We start from the raw sequence: 14,977 nt of genomic DNA, 5'->3' as shown, positions 1-14,977 counted from the left end.
TTATCTTGATAAATGTTATTATTTTCCTTACCTTTGCCCCTTGATTATCTTTTCTTTAACATAAATTTTTATTTACGAATATGGAGATGGCAAAAACGAAGCTACTGATTGTTACCCACGAGATGTCGCCTTTCCTTGAACTCACAAAGATTTCAGAAATTACCCGTCAATTACCACAGGCAATGCAGGATAAAGGATTTGAGATCCGTATTCTTATGCCAAGGTTTGGGAACATTAATGAGAGAAGGAACAGATTACATGAGGTAATCCGCTTGTCGGGTATGAACATCATTATTGACGACAATGATAACCCGCTGATCATTAAAGTTGCTTCTATTCCTGCTGCCCGCATGCAGGTTTATTTTCTTGATAACGAAGATTATTTTCAACGCAAATATATTTTCAGGGATAAGGAGAACAAGTTTTACGCAGATAACGACGAGAGAACGATCTTCTTTTGCAAAGGAGCGCTTGAAACCGTTAAAAAATTAGGCTGGTCTCCGGATATTGTTCATTGCCATGGCTGGATGACAGCTCTTGTTCCGGCATATATTAAAACTACGTATAAAAACGACCCTACTTTTAAAAACTCTAAAGTAGTATATTCTGTTTACGAAGATTGTTTTACTGAGACGCTAAATACTGACTTATACAAAAAAGCGGTAATGAGTGGAATGACCGTGGAAGACACCAAGGTGTTTGAAAAAGCAGATTGCGCTGCCTTACATATGGGAGCTATAACTTACTCGGATGCAGTAGTATTAGCTGATGAAAAGATCAATTCTGATGTGTTAAAATTTGTTAAAGATTCAAATAAACCAACTTTAGCTTTTAATTTAACCGATAATTTCGAAAACTTCTATGCTTTATATGAAGAGATTTCGGATGAAGAATTGGTTACAATAGCATAAACTCAGTTAATTAAATATGAAATTTATAAAACTAGACTTATTGACCCTGTTGATAGGTCTTTTTCTTTTGTCTTCTTGTAAAGACGCGAATACAATTGGTCTTGAACTTGATCCTACCCTTTCTACTAAGGGAACACTCAATAGCACCGTTACCGTAAAAACAGTTACAGAAAAGGATCTGCCTACAAGTACCTTGGGCAAAACAAGGCATCCGCTAGGTTTTATTAATGACGATCCTACTTTTGGAGATACCGAAGCTACCCTTTCTATGGCTATATCATTACCTGCAACAGGTTATAGTTTCGGGAAAAATCCTATCATTGATTCTGCCATCTTAGTTTTACCTTATCAAATAAGTATAGATAAAGCTTCGTCAAAGGCGATAAATGAATTTTATGGTGATACTGCAACTTCTATTTACAGCTTTAAAGTTCAGCAGTTAAAAGAAGACATCACTTTCCAAACAAATTTTTCGAGTGATAGAGAGTTCGCTGTTGAAACTCCTGTTATTGGGACTTTTAAAGCTAAGATAAGTCCGAACACACCAGTTAAGGTTAATGACATCAGAGTCGGCAAGCCAGATACAATTCGTACCATTGTTCCTGAACTGAGAATTAAACTTGACAATAATTTTATCCAAAATCAGATATTAAATCTGGATTCGATAACTCTTGCTAAATATTCTCGTTTCTATGCTGCTTTTAAAGGCTTACAAGTAAGCGTGGATAAGGCTACAGCAACTGGTAAAGGAGGAATTCTGATGATCGATTTTGTGGGATCAAATGCCAATTTACAAGTTTATTATAAGAAGGACATCACCAACTCGGTTTCTAAGGATACTGTTGGTGTGAGTTTTCCAATTTCGGCAACTTCCGGAAGGGTAGCGGCAACAATAAAGCATGATTATACTGGCACGCCTGTAGAAACGCAATTAAATAATCCAAATCCGGCAACACCTTATAGCGTAAGTTACCTGCAGGGCCTTACAGGTTTAAGAACCAAGCTTTCTTTTCCTGACTTGTCAGCCTTCGCAACCACTGTAAAAGGAACTGGAACAAACTCACGAATTGTGGTAAATAGGGCAGAACTGATTGTAAACATCGCTTCTGGCTCTGATGTATCGCCATTTGCTCCGGCAAGAAAGCTGGCGCTATACAGAAATGATATTGCAGGAAACAGGGTTAACCTAATAGATTATACACCTTCTTCTGTTAATGCAGCTAACCATAATTATATTGGCGACGATCCCTTGGTAAGCGGAAAATATGATGCCATCAACAAGCGTTATGTATTTGTACTTACGGGTTATCTTCAGTCTCTGATAGATGGCAATACGGAAGATTATGGAACATATTTGTCGGTAATGGGATATGATGAGACTGCATTAGCGCCTAGTATTCTTTCGCCATCAAGATCTTCTATATCTTCTTTTAATCCTGTTACAGGAGATAAGGCAATAAAATTAAATATCTATTACACAAAAGTAAACTAGATAATTTCATTAACTGTACTTTTATATCCTCCGAAACTATTTACTTTCGGAGGATTTATTTTTTTAAGACATAAATATATGTGTGGAATAGTTGGTTATATTGGTCACAGAGATGCATGGCCTTTGATCATTAAGGGACTAAAAAGACTGGAATATAGAGGCTATGATAGTGCAGGCATTGCATTGATAGCTGATCATAAACTAAGCATTTATAAGAAGGCTGGTAAGGTTATAGAACTGGAAGCCTTTGCTGCAGGAAAGGACTTGAGTGGTACCATTGGTATAGGACATACCAGATGGGCAACACATGGTGCGCCGTCTGACAGGAATTCTCATCCGCATACCTCCAACAACGGTAAACTCACCATTATCCATAACGGGATCATAGAAAACTATGCAACCATTAAAGAAGAATTACTGAGCAGAGGTCACCAATTCAATAGTGACACCGACACCGAAGTCCTAATTCACCTGATAGAAGAGATTTATAAAAACGAAGAGATCGACTTGCTGGAAGCAGTACGTTTGGCGCTTCAAGGCGTTAATGGTGCCTATGCAATTATTGTAATGGACGAAGACCAGCCTAACCAGCTTATTGCGGCACGGAAGGGAAGTCCGATGGTGATTGGTGTAGGTGAGGGGGAATATTTCATTGCCTCAGATGCAACGCCAATAGTGGAGTACACGAAGAATGTAATTTACCTGAACGACAATGAGATCGCTTTTGTAAAGCGTGACGATTTGTTGATTAAACGTTTAGACAACGTGGTCCAAACTCCATATATCCAAGAGCTGGAGCTTAAGTTGGAGATGCTGGAAAAAGGAGGTTACGAGCATTTCATGCTAAAAGAGATCAATGAGCAACCACGGTCTGTAAGAGATTGTTTGAGGGGACGGATCTATCCAAATGAGGGAAGGGTACAACTAGGTGGATTGAGCGAGTATGACCATAAGTTAAAAAACGTAGAAAGAATTATAATTGTTGCTTGTGGAACCTCATGGCATGCGGGTCTTGTTGGAGAATACCTGATTGAAGAATATGCAAGAATACCTGTTGAGGTAGAATATGCTTCGGAATTCAGGTATAGAAATCCGATTATTACAGAGAAAGATATTGTAATTGCGATCTCCCAATCTGGCGAAACAGCAGACACCATGGCTGCCATAGAGATGGCTAAAGAAAGAGGTGCAACCATAATTGGCGTTTGTAATGTTGTTGGTGCATCTATTCCAAGAATAACGGATGCGGGTGTTTACACACACGCAGGACCGGAAATTGGTGTGGCATCAACAAAAGCCTTTACCGCGCAGGTGACCGTGCTTACATTAATAGCTTTCCATCTTGCTCAGCAAAGGGGTACAGTAACCACCTCTAAACTTGCAGAATTGCTTACCGAGTTAGACAACATTCCTGATAAAATTGAAAGAGCACTGCAATCAGACTCTCTGATTAAAGAGATTGCCTCTAAATTTAAAGATTCAAGAAACTGCTTATTTTTAGGTAGAGGAAGCGGTTTTCCGGTTGCACTGGAAGGCGCGCTTAAATTAAAAGAGATTTCCTACATACATGCAGAAGGTTATCCTGCTGCAGAGATGAAGCACGGGCCTATTGCCCTTATTGATGAAGAAATGCCTGTTGTAGTAATTGCAACAAAAAATTCATCTTATGAGAAGGTAATCAGCAATATTCAGGAAGTAAAGGCAAGAAAAGGTATCGTTTTAGCCATAGTAACTGAAGGCGATGTAGAAGTTAGGAAAATGGCAGATTACTGTATTGAAATCCCTGATGCCAGTGAAGCATTTCTTCCTTTGTTGGCTACCATTCCACTGCAGCTACTTTCTTACCACATTGCGGTAATGAGGGGTTGTAACGTTGATCAGCCAAGGAACCTTGCAAAATCTGTTACTGTAGAATAAAACAGAAAGGGCTCAGGTTTAATGCCTGAGCCCTTTATATGGTGTCTTTTAAAAACTAAAAAGGCAAATCTCCTGAAGGATCACTATCCAGATAATCGCCTTCACTCTTAGGTGTACTGTTTTCTGTAGTGGAAGGGGTGTGTTCGAAATCACTTTTCCTGCCCAGAATGGTAAAGTTTTCTGCAACTACCTCCGTCACGTACTTCTTTATCTTTTCCCGGTCTTCAAAAGAGCGGGTACGCAGTTTACCCTCAATATACACCAGCTTACCTTTCTGTAAATATTTAGAGGCTACTTCTGCAAGTCCCCTCCACAGTACAATATTGTGCCATTCGGTTTGTTCAACTCTCTTTCCGTCTTTGTTATAAGTCTCTGAAGTGGCCAAAGGGAAGCTGGCTACGGTAACGCCCCCGTCTAAATGTCTTACCTCCGGGTCTTTACCCAAATGCCCGACTAAAATAACTTTGTTAATACCTGACATGCACTCTCGTTTTTTTATAATTGGTTAGAAAAATACTTTTCTATAAAATTAGCTATAACCTTTGGTTGCGGCAATTGTTCAAATTCGCCTAAAGAGACCCATTTTATATCAGCATTCTGATTAAAGTTAATGATATAATTATCTAAAGCAAAAAAATCAACATATATAGTTTGGTGGGTAAGCAAATGCTTTTTTTGCTCCAAATGGGTAAGCTTTACGTCGCCCCCGAACCTATTATTTACTTGATTGCTAAAGACCTTAAAGTCACCCTGGTAAATGCTTTCCGTCTCTATAAGCGGCAGATCAAACATTTCCTGCCAGATATCAGCCCCTGTTCTTTGGTGCACTAAAATCTGGCCTTCGATAACACAGACAAAATAATTGAAGTGCCGAATCCGCTTTTTTAACTTTTTTTCTTTGACTGGTAAAGCATTTACGAGGTTATGGGTAAGTGCATAACAGCCAGATTGAATTGGGCAAACAAAACAATTGGGAGATTTAGGTTTACACTGCAATGCACCAAATTCCATAATAGCCTGATTATAAATAGCAGGCTTTTGTCCGACGATCAGATCCTGTGCAAGCGCTATAAACTCCTTCTTTCCATTAGTACTATTAATAGGTGTAGAAATACCAAAAAACCTGGATAACACACGGAATACGTTGCCATCCAACACCGGTTTCAGCTCATCAGCAGAAAAAGAAGAAATGGCCGCAGCAGTATAATCACCCACGCCCTTAAGCAGCATCAGCTCCTCATAACGACTAGGAAAAACACCTTTGTGCTGATCAACGATTTGCTGTGCGGTATAGAGCATATTTCTTCCCCTCGAATAATATCCAAGGCCTTGCCATAATTTCAAAATCTGCATTTCTGTTGCCGATGCAAATGCAGTTACTGTTGGAAACGCTTCCAAAAACCTGATAAAATAAGGCAATCCTTGTTCTACTCTGGTTTGCTGAAGAATAATTTCAGAAAGCCAAATTACATAAGGATCTCTGGTATTTCTCCATGGAAGATCCCGCTTATTTTGTAAATACCAGGTAATAATTTCGGTCTGGAAACTCATAAAAACAAAAATACGGCCTTATTGAATTGGTTTTCTATAAAACTTGCATTAGCCTGATAGATGGCGCAACAAATAATTCATCTTTTATTTTCCTATCTCGTTAAAAAGCAATACTTTTGCAACCCCAAAACACTTATAATACTAACACGCACAATAATTTAAATAACATAAAATATGACGAAGGCAGATATTATTTCAGAAATATCAACGAAAACAGGAATTGAAAAAGTAGATGTACAGGAAACCGTTGAGGCATTTTTCAAAGTGATCAAGACGAGCATGATCAGTGGAGAAAATGTTTATGTAAGAGGCTTTGGAAGTTTTGTTGTTAAAAAGAGAGCACAAAAAACTGCAAGAAATATATCAAAAAACACAGCAATTATTATTCCTGAGCATTTTGTACCAAGCTTTAAGCCTGCTAAAGTTTTTGTAGACAAAGTAAAGAGCAACACTAAGAAAGCAAGCGTAGAAGCCTAATTGTTATGCTAAAGAATACCCGTTTAAAACAATCATTAATTATAGGAGCAGTATTCCTGCTCGTAGGATTCTTGTTTACACGGGATATTAAAGGGTTGGTAAAACCCAAAGAAGCAAATGTCAAAGGTCCTGCTGCAAGTGGGCAGATGACTCCACAACCAGCAATGGCTATAAATCTTGCAGAAGTTTCAGCCACTGCTAAAAATGCAATAAGTCCAAGTATTGCTGCTGAGATTACATCTTTAGAACAAGCTTACGATAAAGCCTCCAGCACTGAAAAAGCGGCTGCAGCAAAAGCTCTTGCACAGAAATGGGATGATGTAGAACAAATTATTCCAAGTTCTTTATATCTTGAGCTTTATGCAAACGAAGATAAGTCGCTGAAAAACTGGCTTAATGCGGGAGACAAGCTGACAAAGGCTTACGACAATACGCGTGATAGTTTATTGCAGCCTGCACTTTTGCAGAAAGCGAATGCTGCCTACGCCAATGCCATAGCCCTTGACTCTACAAATACGGAGGCAAAAACAGGAATGGGGATTACCATTGTAAATGGTATGGGTATGCCTATGCAGGGTATAGCGATGCTGCTTGATGTGGTAAAGAAAGATCCGAAGAATCTTAAAGCAAACATGAGCCTTGGAACCTTTGCGATTAAATCTGGACAATTTGATAAAGCAATTACCCGGTTTAAACAGATCATTGCAATTCAGCCTTCTCCCGATGCTTATTTCTATTTAGCAACAGCATATGAGAACCTTGGCAAAAAAGCAGATGCTATTGATGCCTATGTGCAAAGTAAAAAGCTAGCAGCTAACCCAACGCTCTCTAAGTTTATCGATGAAAAAATCATCGAATTAAAAAAATAAACGTTAATAAACAGATTTATAAAAATATTTAAATTAAAAATTATGCCAAGCGGTAAAAAAAGAAAAAGACATAAAATGGCTACGCACAAACGTAAAAAACGCCTTAGAAAAAACAGACATAAGAAAAAATAGTTTTTCTTAGTTTAGTGTCCCAATAATTCCAGAGCTTATCTTGAATTATTGGGCGCAATTTTTTGCGTTTTTGTCCACGTGTTAATAAGGCGTAAGCCTTTAATTCTGTAGCTTTTGGTAAAAGAACTAATTATAGATTCCACTCCTCAGGGAGTGACCATCGCTTTAGTTGAAGACAAGCAACTTGTAGAACTTCATAAGGAACAAATCAATAATAACTACGCCGTAGGCGACATTTATCTTGGCCGCATAAAGAAAATTATGCCCGGACTAAATGCCGCATTCGTTGATGTTGGTTATGAAAAGGATGCATTTTTGCATTATTTTGATCTTGGGCCGCAAGTTCAGTCTTTAATTAAGCTCACTAAAATTAAGCGTAATGGCTCCGTTAGTGGAACCCTATTAGATAATTTTAAGTTAGAGGGCGATATCAACAAAGCCGGCAAGATATCTGAAGTAGTGAGCAAAAACCTCGTGCTTCCGGTACAAATTGCTAAGGAACCAATATCAACAAAAGGCCCGAGGCTCAGCTCTGATCTCTCCATTGCAGGCCGATATATCGTACTGGTTCCATTTTCCAATGTAATTTCCATATCTAAAAAGATCAAAAGCAATACGGAACGTAATCGACTAAAGAAGATTATTGAAAGTATTAAGCCTAAGAACTTTGGTGTAATTATCCGAACTGTTTCAGAAAGCAAGGGTGTTGCTGAACTTCAGAAAGATTTGCTGGATTCAGTAGACAAATGGGAAAACTTTATAAAGAAGTTACCCGATGCTGAACCTTCTAAAAGAGTATGGGGAGAAATGGACCGAACATCTACTTTGATCAGGGATATTCTTAGCTCCGACTTTACAAATGTGTATGTAAACGATGCCGGACTTTTCGAAGACATCCGTTCTTATGTTCATGAAATCTCACCAGAGATGGAAAAGATTGTAAAACTTTACAAGCATAAAGAGCATATTTTTGAGCACTTTAGCATTGAAAAGCAGATTAAGAACTCCTTCGGTAGAACGGTAAATCTTCCGGGTGGTGCCTATCTTGTTGTTGAACATACGGAAGCACTTCATGTTATTGACGTGAATAGCGGCAATAGAACAGCAAGCAAAGAGAACCAGGAAGAAAATGCATTACAGGTAAACAGGGAAGCGGCAAAGGAGATTGCAAGACAATTGAGATTGAGGGATATGGGCGGAATAGTTGTTATCGATTTTATCGATATGCATAAGGCCACCAACCGGAAAATCCTTTTTGATTACCTGAAAGACCTCATGTTGCTGGACCGTGCAAAGCATACCATATTACCTCCAAGTAAATTCGGACTCGTTCAGATTACGCGCCAGCGGGTAAGACCTGAAATGAATATCGTAACCAGCGAAAAATGTCCAACTTGCGAAGGTACAGGAGAGATTAAGGCTAGCATTGTTTTAATGGATGACATAGAAAACAATCTGACCTATATTTTGCAAGAGCAAAATGAAAAAAATATTACGCTTTGTGTACACCCTTACATCGAAGCCTACATAAAAAAAGGAATCATTTCTCTACAGTGGAAATGGTTCTTCAAATTCGGACAGCGTGTTAAGATCCGTTCGGTATCTTCTTATAGCCTAAATGAATTTCATTTCCTTTCTTCAAAAGACGAAGAAATCAAATTATAAAATACGAGCTTTATTAAACAGGCCTGAATTCAATGAATTCGGGCCTGTTTATTTTTACAACTTATTATAATATACCCTAAATTCGTAAACGTTTTTTAATTGAAATCAATTGGCTAAAATCAAATCAGCATACTTTTGTCAGAGTTGTGGCTACGAATCTGCAAAATGGCTAGGCAAATGCCCTTCATGCCAGCAGTGGAACACTTTTGTAGAAGAAGTAGTTGAAAAAACTCCAGCTAAAGTCCCCTCCTGGAAAAGTCCGTCGGAAACTCAACGGGTTAATAAGCCGACTAAGGTTACAGATATTCAAACCACAAGGGAAGAGAGAATGCCAAGTGGAGATGGAGAGCTTGACCGGGTATTAGGTGGCGGAATAGTCCCCGGCTCTGTTATCCTTATTGGTGGAGAACCAGGTATTGGTAAATCAACATTAATGCTACAATTGGCACTAAACATCTCTGGTAAGAAAATCTTATACGTTTCGGGAGAAGAGAGCGAACACCAGATTAAAATGAGGGCGGAAAGAATAACAACTAATCCAACGGCAGACTGCTTTATCTTAACAGAAACATCTACCCAAAATATTTTTAAACAGATAGAACATACTGCTCCGGATGTACTCATCATAGACTCTATACAAACACTTCATTCCGCACACATAGAATCCACACCAGGCAGTGTATCGCAAATAAGAGAATGTGCTGCAGAGTTGTTGCGCTTTGCCAAAGAAACAGATACGCCTGTATTTCTGATCGGTCACATTACCAAAGACGGGACAATTGCTGGTCCGAAAATCTTGGAGCACATGGTAGATACTGTACTTCAGTTTGAGGGAGACAGAAACCATGTTTACCGAATACTGCGCGCCATAAAAAACAGGTTCGGCGCAGCGGCGGAATTGGGTATATATGGCATGCATGCGAGCGGGTTAAGGCAAGTTTCCAATCCATCAGAAATACTATTATCTCAGCGGGATGAGGAACTCAGCGGGATTGCAATTTCTGCTACTCTTGAAGGCGCAAGGCCGATGTTAATAGAGACACAGGCTTTAGTGAGCACAGCTGCGTATGGAACGCCTCAGCGCTCTGCAAATGGATTCGATACCAAGAGAATGAATATGCTGTTGGCAGTACTGGAAAAACGCTGTGGCTTTAAACTGAGCACACGTGATGTCTTTCTAAACATTGCGGGCGGGATTAAGGTAGAAGATCCTGCAATTGATCTGGCCATTCTTGCAGCTATTGTTTCCTCACATGAGGATATATTTATTTCTTCAAAAACCTGTTTTGCTGCCGAAGTTGGCCTATCTGGTGAAATTAGAGCAGTAAATAGAATTGAGCAAAGAATATTGGAAGCAGAGAAGCTTGGTTTCGAAACGATATTCATTTCTGCATTTAATATGAAAGGGCTGGACAAGAATAAATTCGGTATCCAAATCAAGGCGTCCAGTAAAATTGAAGACGTATTTTCTGAATTATTTGGATAAATAGAGATCAATTATCTTTATTCATATATTTCTTAATAATTTATATATTAGCTGTATCACTAAATCTGATACTATGATTATCGCAGCCATTATTCTCATTGTAATACTACTATTCGGTATTACGTTTTACAATTCTCTTATTGGTAAAAAAAACCAGGTAACAAACGCCTTTTCTGCAATAGATGTAATGGTTAAAAAACGGTTCGACCTTATTCCTAATCTTGTGGAAACTGTAAAGCAATACATGCTCCACGAATCTGCCACGCTGACAAAAATAGTAGAACTGAGAAGTCAGGCAGGAAACGCCGGCCTAAGCACTGAGCAAAAAATAGACCTGGACAAACAACTTAGCGCCGGGGTAAAGAGTTTGATGTTGAGTGTGGAAAGCTATCCAGATCTAAAGGCCAGTCAGAACTTTATTAACTTACAAAGTACCTGGACAGAAAGTGAAGAACAAATTGCAGCGGCAAGAAGAACTTATAATGCTTCTGTTACTGACTATAACAATGCCATTATGATGTTTCCGGGAAGCCTTTTTGCGGGCATGTTAAATTATCAATCTATAGCTGTATTGTCCAGTACAGAAGAGGAGCGTCAGAATATCAGTGCGAAATCTCTTTTTAATAGCTAAATGTCCGATACAACGATCGCCTCTACCCTTCAAAATACATTAATTGAATTAGAAGTTCAACGCAAGGAAGTTTCATCTGCTAAGTTGAAGAGTTACTTGATTATCGGGACGGGGGTTCTGTTTGTTGCGGCTGGATTTATTTTAAGTGATTTGCTCCTGGCTGGTGCAATTGCAGGTGGAATTACGCTGATTATAGGCTTTATCATCTTTAGTAAAGCATCTCAAAAATTCAGCGAATACCGTCATGAGTTTAAGCAGCGGGTTATAGGTGCGGCACTGAAATCTATAGACAACAGTTTGGAGCTAAAATATGAAAGTGGCCTATCTGAAGGAAACTTCATTTCATCTCAACTTTTTACACAACGGCCGGATCGTTACAATAGTCAGGATCAAGTTCAGGGCAGTGCTGGTAATACCCGATTTTCATTTTCTGAGGTACATGCAGAATACAAAACGGTTACGCAAACAAAAAACGGCAGACAGGAGCACTGGCATACCATTCTAAAAGGCATCGTATTCTGCGCAGATTTTAATAAGAATTTTAATGGTACAACAGTAGTACGCCCAAAGGATTTTGGAGCGGCTATAGGTGCCTGGATATCTGACAAAGCAAGCATCTTTTCATCATCGGATAAGGAACTGGTAAAGCTGGAGAGTCCCGATTTCTGCAAAACATTTGTCACCTATTCAACTGATCAGGTAGAAGCAAGGTATATCCTAACACCCGCAATGATGGAAAGACTATGCGAGCTGAATCATAAAAGCAAAGACACCATCTCGGTATCATTTACAGACAGCTATGTTTATATGGCCTTCCCGCTATCTAAAGATTATTTTGAACCACCCGTTTTTAAAAGCCTGCTAGACGGGCAATTTCTTGAGGAAGATCTGGGAGTAATTAGATTTATGTATGGCATCATCAAAGAGCTAGACCTCAATACCAGAATCTGGGGGAAATCTTAGTTGTAAAAAAAGTCCCTTTCGGGACTTTTTTTATTATTTAGACAAATACATGGACTTATCTTTATATAACTTTCTGAAATATGGATCTTCCAGGTCTTTAATGAATCGAATAGATTCTCCTGTAGATTTCATTTCCGGGCCTAATTCTTTAGTTACCTCAGGAAACTTATCAAAAGAGAATACCGGTTCCTTTATTGCATAACCTTCCAGTTTCCTTACAATAGTAAAGTCTTTCAATTTATTTACACCCAGCATCACTTTTGCAGCGATGTTAATGTAAGGCACATCGTAAGCTTTAGCGATAAATGGAACCGTTCTGGATGCCCTTGGATTCGCTTCGATCACATAAACCTTTTCATCCTTAACAGCAAACTGGATATTTAGCAAACCAATAACGTTTAATGCCCTCGCTATTTTCTTGGAATAAGCCTCCATATCGCTAATGACTTTTTCAGATAAACTGAAAGGTGGCAATACAGCAAACGAATCTCCAGAGTGGATACCTGCTGGCTCAATATGCTCCATCAACCCGACGATATGTACATCCTCACCATCGCAGATAGAATCAGATTCTGTTTCTTCCGCCCTGTCCAGGAAATGGTCAATCAATACCCTATTGCCAGGAAGATCTCCAAGTAGTTTTACTACAGCTTTCTCCAAGTCCTCATCGTTGATAACAATGCTCATCCCTTGTCCACCTAGTACATAACTTGGTCTAACCAATACTGGGTAGCCTACTTCATTGGCCACTACAATTGCTTCTTCCGCATTTTCTGCAACCCCATATTTTGGATAAGGAATACCCAGTTCTTTAAGCAGATCAGAGAAACGGCCCCTGTCTTCCGCCACATCCATATCGTTGTACGAAGTACCAATGATCTTGATTCCATGCTCATGAAGCTTTTCGGCCATCTTAAGTGCAGTCTGACCACCAAGTTGTACAATAACACCTACTGGTTTTTCAAGTTCTATAATCTCGCGAACATGCTCCCAGAATACCGGCTCAAAGTATAACTTATCAGCCATATTAAAATCTGTTGAAACCGTTTCAGGATTACAATTGATCATGATGGCTTGAAACCCGGTTTCTTTTGCGGCAAGTAAACCATGCACACAAGAGTAATCAAACTCAATTCCTTGTCCAATACGGTTAGGTCCTGATCCTAAAACAATGATCTTCTTTTTATCTGATGGGATAGATTCGTTCTCATCCTCAAATGTGGAGTAGTAGTATGGTGTCTGAGCGGCAAACTCTGCTGCGCAGGTATCAACCATTTTGTAAACGCGACTAATCCCTAGAGATTTTCTTCTGTCGTATACTTCGTCTTCAGTTACATTTCCTAAAAGGTAAGCAATCTGGATATCAGAGAATCCCTTTTGTTTCAATGTAAATAAGAATTCCTTCGGAATGTTTGTCAGCGTGTAACGTTTTACTTCTGTTTCCAGATTCACCAATTCCTGGATCTGTGTTAAGAACCATTTATCAATACGTGTAACCTTACGGATGGACTCTAATGGAACGCCCATACTCATGGCATCCTTAATTAGAAACAACCTGTTCCAGCTGGCATGCTCAAGACCGTACATAATCTCATCAATGCTTCTATTATGTTTTCCATCTGCGCCTAATCCTGCCCTGCCTATCTCTAAACTCTGACAAGCTTTTTGCAATGCTTCTATAAAACTGCGACCAATTGCCATTACCTCACCTACAGATTTCATTTGCAGGCCTAGTTCCATATTGGCACCTTTAAACTTATCAAAGTTCCATCTTGGCACCTTAACGATTACGTAATCTATCGTTGGCTCAAAGTATGCGGAGGTTGTTTTAGTGATCTGATTTTCAATCTCATCAAGGTTATAACCAATTGCCAATTTAGAAGCAATCTTCGCAATAGGATATCCGGTTGCCTTACTTGCCAGCGCAGATGAGCGGGATACCCTTGGGTTAATTTCTATCGCAATAATTTCGTCGTTATCCGGGTTAACAGAGAACTGAACGTTACAGCCCCCGGCGAAATTACCAATGGCACGCATCATTTTTATTGCCTGGTTACGCATATCCTGGTAGCAACGGTCTGACAGGGTCATGGCCGGTGCAACAGTAATTGAATCTCCTGTATGGATACCCATTGGATCAAAGTTCTCGATAGAACAGATAATAATCACATTGTCATTACTATCCCTCAACAACTCCAATTCATATTCTTTCCAGCCTAAAACTGCTTTTTCTACCAGCACTTCATGTGTTGGAGAAGCTTCTAAACCACGTTTCAGTGCTGCATCAAACTCTTCTTTCTTATGAACAAAACCGCCACCTGAACCGCCAAGCGTGTAAGAAGGACGTATAACTAGCGGGTATCCAATTGATTGTGCAGCCTCTTTACCTTCCAGAAAGGAGTTGGCGATCTTTGAAGGTGCCACACCTACGCCTATATCTACCATTAACTGGCGGAATGCTTCCCTATTCTCAGTTTTCTCAATTGCAGCGGTATCAACGCCAATTATCCTGACACCGTATTTTTCCCATATACCATGCTCTTCTGCCTCAATACAAAGGTTTAAGGCTGTCTGACCGCCCATGGTAGGCAATACAGCATCAATTTTACGTTCTATCAAAATTTCTTCAATAGAAGCCACTGTTAATGGTAGGAGATAAACATGATCTGCAATAACCTTATCGGTCATAATAGTAGCAGGATTGGAGTTGATAATAGAAACTTCAATTCCTTCATCTTTTAAGGATAATGCTGCCTGGGATCCTGCGTAATCAAATTCGCAGGCTTGGCCAATAATAATGGGTCCAGATCCGATAATCAGTACTGAGCGTATGGAGGTGTCTTTTGGCATAAAATGATCTATTTATAGCCAGAATCGTCCGGG

The 14,977-nt window shown here is 39.3% G+C and carries 12 protein-coding genes; 9 read left to right on the top strand and 3 right to left on the bottom strand.

The features are described 5' to 3' along the window. The first annotated feature begins 86 nt into the window (after positions 1 to 86). The 3 genes from ACVWYN_RS02570 to glmS all read left to right on the top strand — a co-directional run bounded on the left by ACVWYN_RS02570 (position 87) and on the right by glmS (position 4,320). On the top strand, positions 87 to 911 hold the full coding sequence (locus ACVWYN_RS02570; RefSeq protein WP_457287253.1) for a glycogen/starch synthase: 825 nt from the start codon (positions 87 to 89) through the stop codon (positions 909 to 911). A 16-nt stretch (positions 912 to 927) separates the two neighbouring features. Then, complete coding sequence (locus ACVWYN_RS02565) at positions 928 to 2,403, top strand: DUF4270 family protein (RefSeq protein WP_457287252.1); 1,476 nt, start codon at positions 928 to 930, stop codon at positions 2,401 to 2,403. Positions 2,404 to 2,481: 78 nt separating this feature from the next. Beyond that, positions 2,482 to 4,320: a glutamine--fructose-6-phosphate transaminase (isomerizing) gene (glmS, locus tag ACVWYN_RS02560; protein WP_457287251.1), complete on the top strand. Its 1,839-nt coding sequence runs from the start codon at positions 2,482 to 2,484 to the stop codon at positions 4,318 to 4,320. Between the two features lie 55 nt (positions 4,321 to 4,375). Here glmS and ACVWYN_RS02555 read toward each other — a convergent pair whose 3' ends face one another. Together ACVWYN_RS02555 and mutY are read right to left on the bottom strand one after the other, a co-directional pair. Next, complete coding sequence (locus tag ACVWYN_RS02555) at positions 4,376 to 4,801, bottom strand: single-stranded DNA-binding protein (RefSeq protein ID WP_457287250.1); 426 nt, start codon at positions 4,799 to 4,801, stop codon at positions 4,376 to 4,378. Between the two features lie 14 nt (positions 4,802 to 4,815). After that, positions 4,816 to 5,871, bottom strand: a complete 1,056-nt coding sequence (gene mutY, locus ACVWYN_RS02550; protein ID WP_457287249.1) for an A/G-specific adenine glycosylase — start codon at positions 5,869 to 5,871, stop codon at positions 4,816 to 4,818. A 174-nt stretch (positions 5,872 to 6,045) separates the two neighbouring features. On the opposite strand from mutY, the gene ACVWYN_RS02545 reads away from it, so the two are divergent. The 6 genes from ACVWYN_RS02545 to ACVWYN_RS02520 all read left to right on the top strand — a co-directional run bounded on the left by ACVWYN_RS02545 (position 6,046) and on the right by ACVWYN_RS02520 (position 12,094). Next, the gene (locus ACVWYN_RS02545; RefSeq protein WP_457287248.1) at positions 6,046 to 6,348 is read left to right on the top strand and encodes an HU family DNA-binding protein; all 303 of its coding nucleotides are present in this window, start codon (positions 6,046 to 6,048) and stop codon (positions 6,346 to 6,348) included. 5 nt (positions 6,349 to 6,353) lie between these two features. After that, entirely contained in the window at positions 6,354 to 7,217 is an 864-nt protein-coding gene (locus ACVWYN_RS02540) for a tetratricopeptide repeat protein (RefSeq protein WP_457287247.1), read from the top strand. Positions 7,218 to 7,463: 246 nt separating this feature from the next. Beyond that, complete coding sequence (locus ACVWYN_RS02535; RefSeq protein WP_457287246.1) at positions 7,464 to 9,014, top strand: Rne/Rng family ribonuclease; 1,551 nt, start codon at positions 7,464 to 7,466, stop codon at positions 9,012 to 9,014. A gap of 109 nt (positions 9,015 to 9,123) precedes the next feature. Beyond that, positions 9,124 to 10,500: a DNA repair protein RadA gene (radA, locus tag ACVWYN_RS02530; RefSeq protein WP_457287245.1), complete on the top strand. Its 1,377-nt coding sequence runs from the start codon at positions 9,124 to 9,126 to the stop codon at positions 10,498 to 10,500. A 73-nt stretch (positions 10,501 to 10,573) separates the two neighbouring features. After that, the gene (locus ACVWYN_RS02525) at positions 10,574 to 11,131 is read left to right on the top strand and encodes a LemA family protein (protein WP_457287244.1); all 558 of its coding nucleotides are present in this window, start codon (positions 10,574 to 10,576) and stop codon (positions 11,129 to 11,131) included. Continuing rightward, positions 11,132 to 12,094 (top strand): DUF3137 domain-containing protein, encoded by a 963-nt coding sequence (locus ACVWYN_RS02520; protein ID WP_457287243.1) that lies wholly within the window; start codon positions 11,132 to 11,134, stop codon positions 12,092 to 12,094. It abuts the gene before it with no gap. Between the two features lie 33 nt (positions 12,095 to 12,127). Here the strand turns inward: ACVWYN_RS02520 and carB are convergent, their stop codons facing one another. Beyond that, positions 12,128 to 14,944: a carbamoyl-phosphate synthase large subunit gene (gene carB / locus ACVWYN_RS02515; RefSeq protein WP_457287242.1), complete on the bottom strand. Its 2,817-nt coding sequence runs from the start codon at positions 14,942 to 14,944 to the stop codon at positions 12,128 to 12,130. Positions 14,945 to 14,977: the final 33 nt, after the last annotated feature.

The organism is Pedobacter sp. UYP24, assembly GCF_054057295.1.
This window is presented reverse-complemented; position numbering and strand designations above follow the sequence as displayed.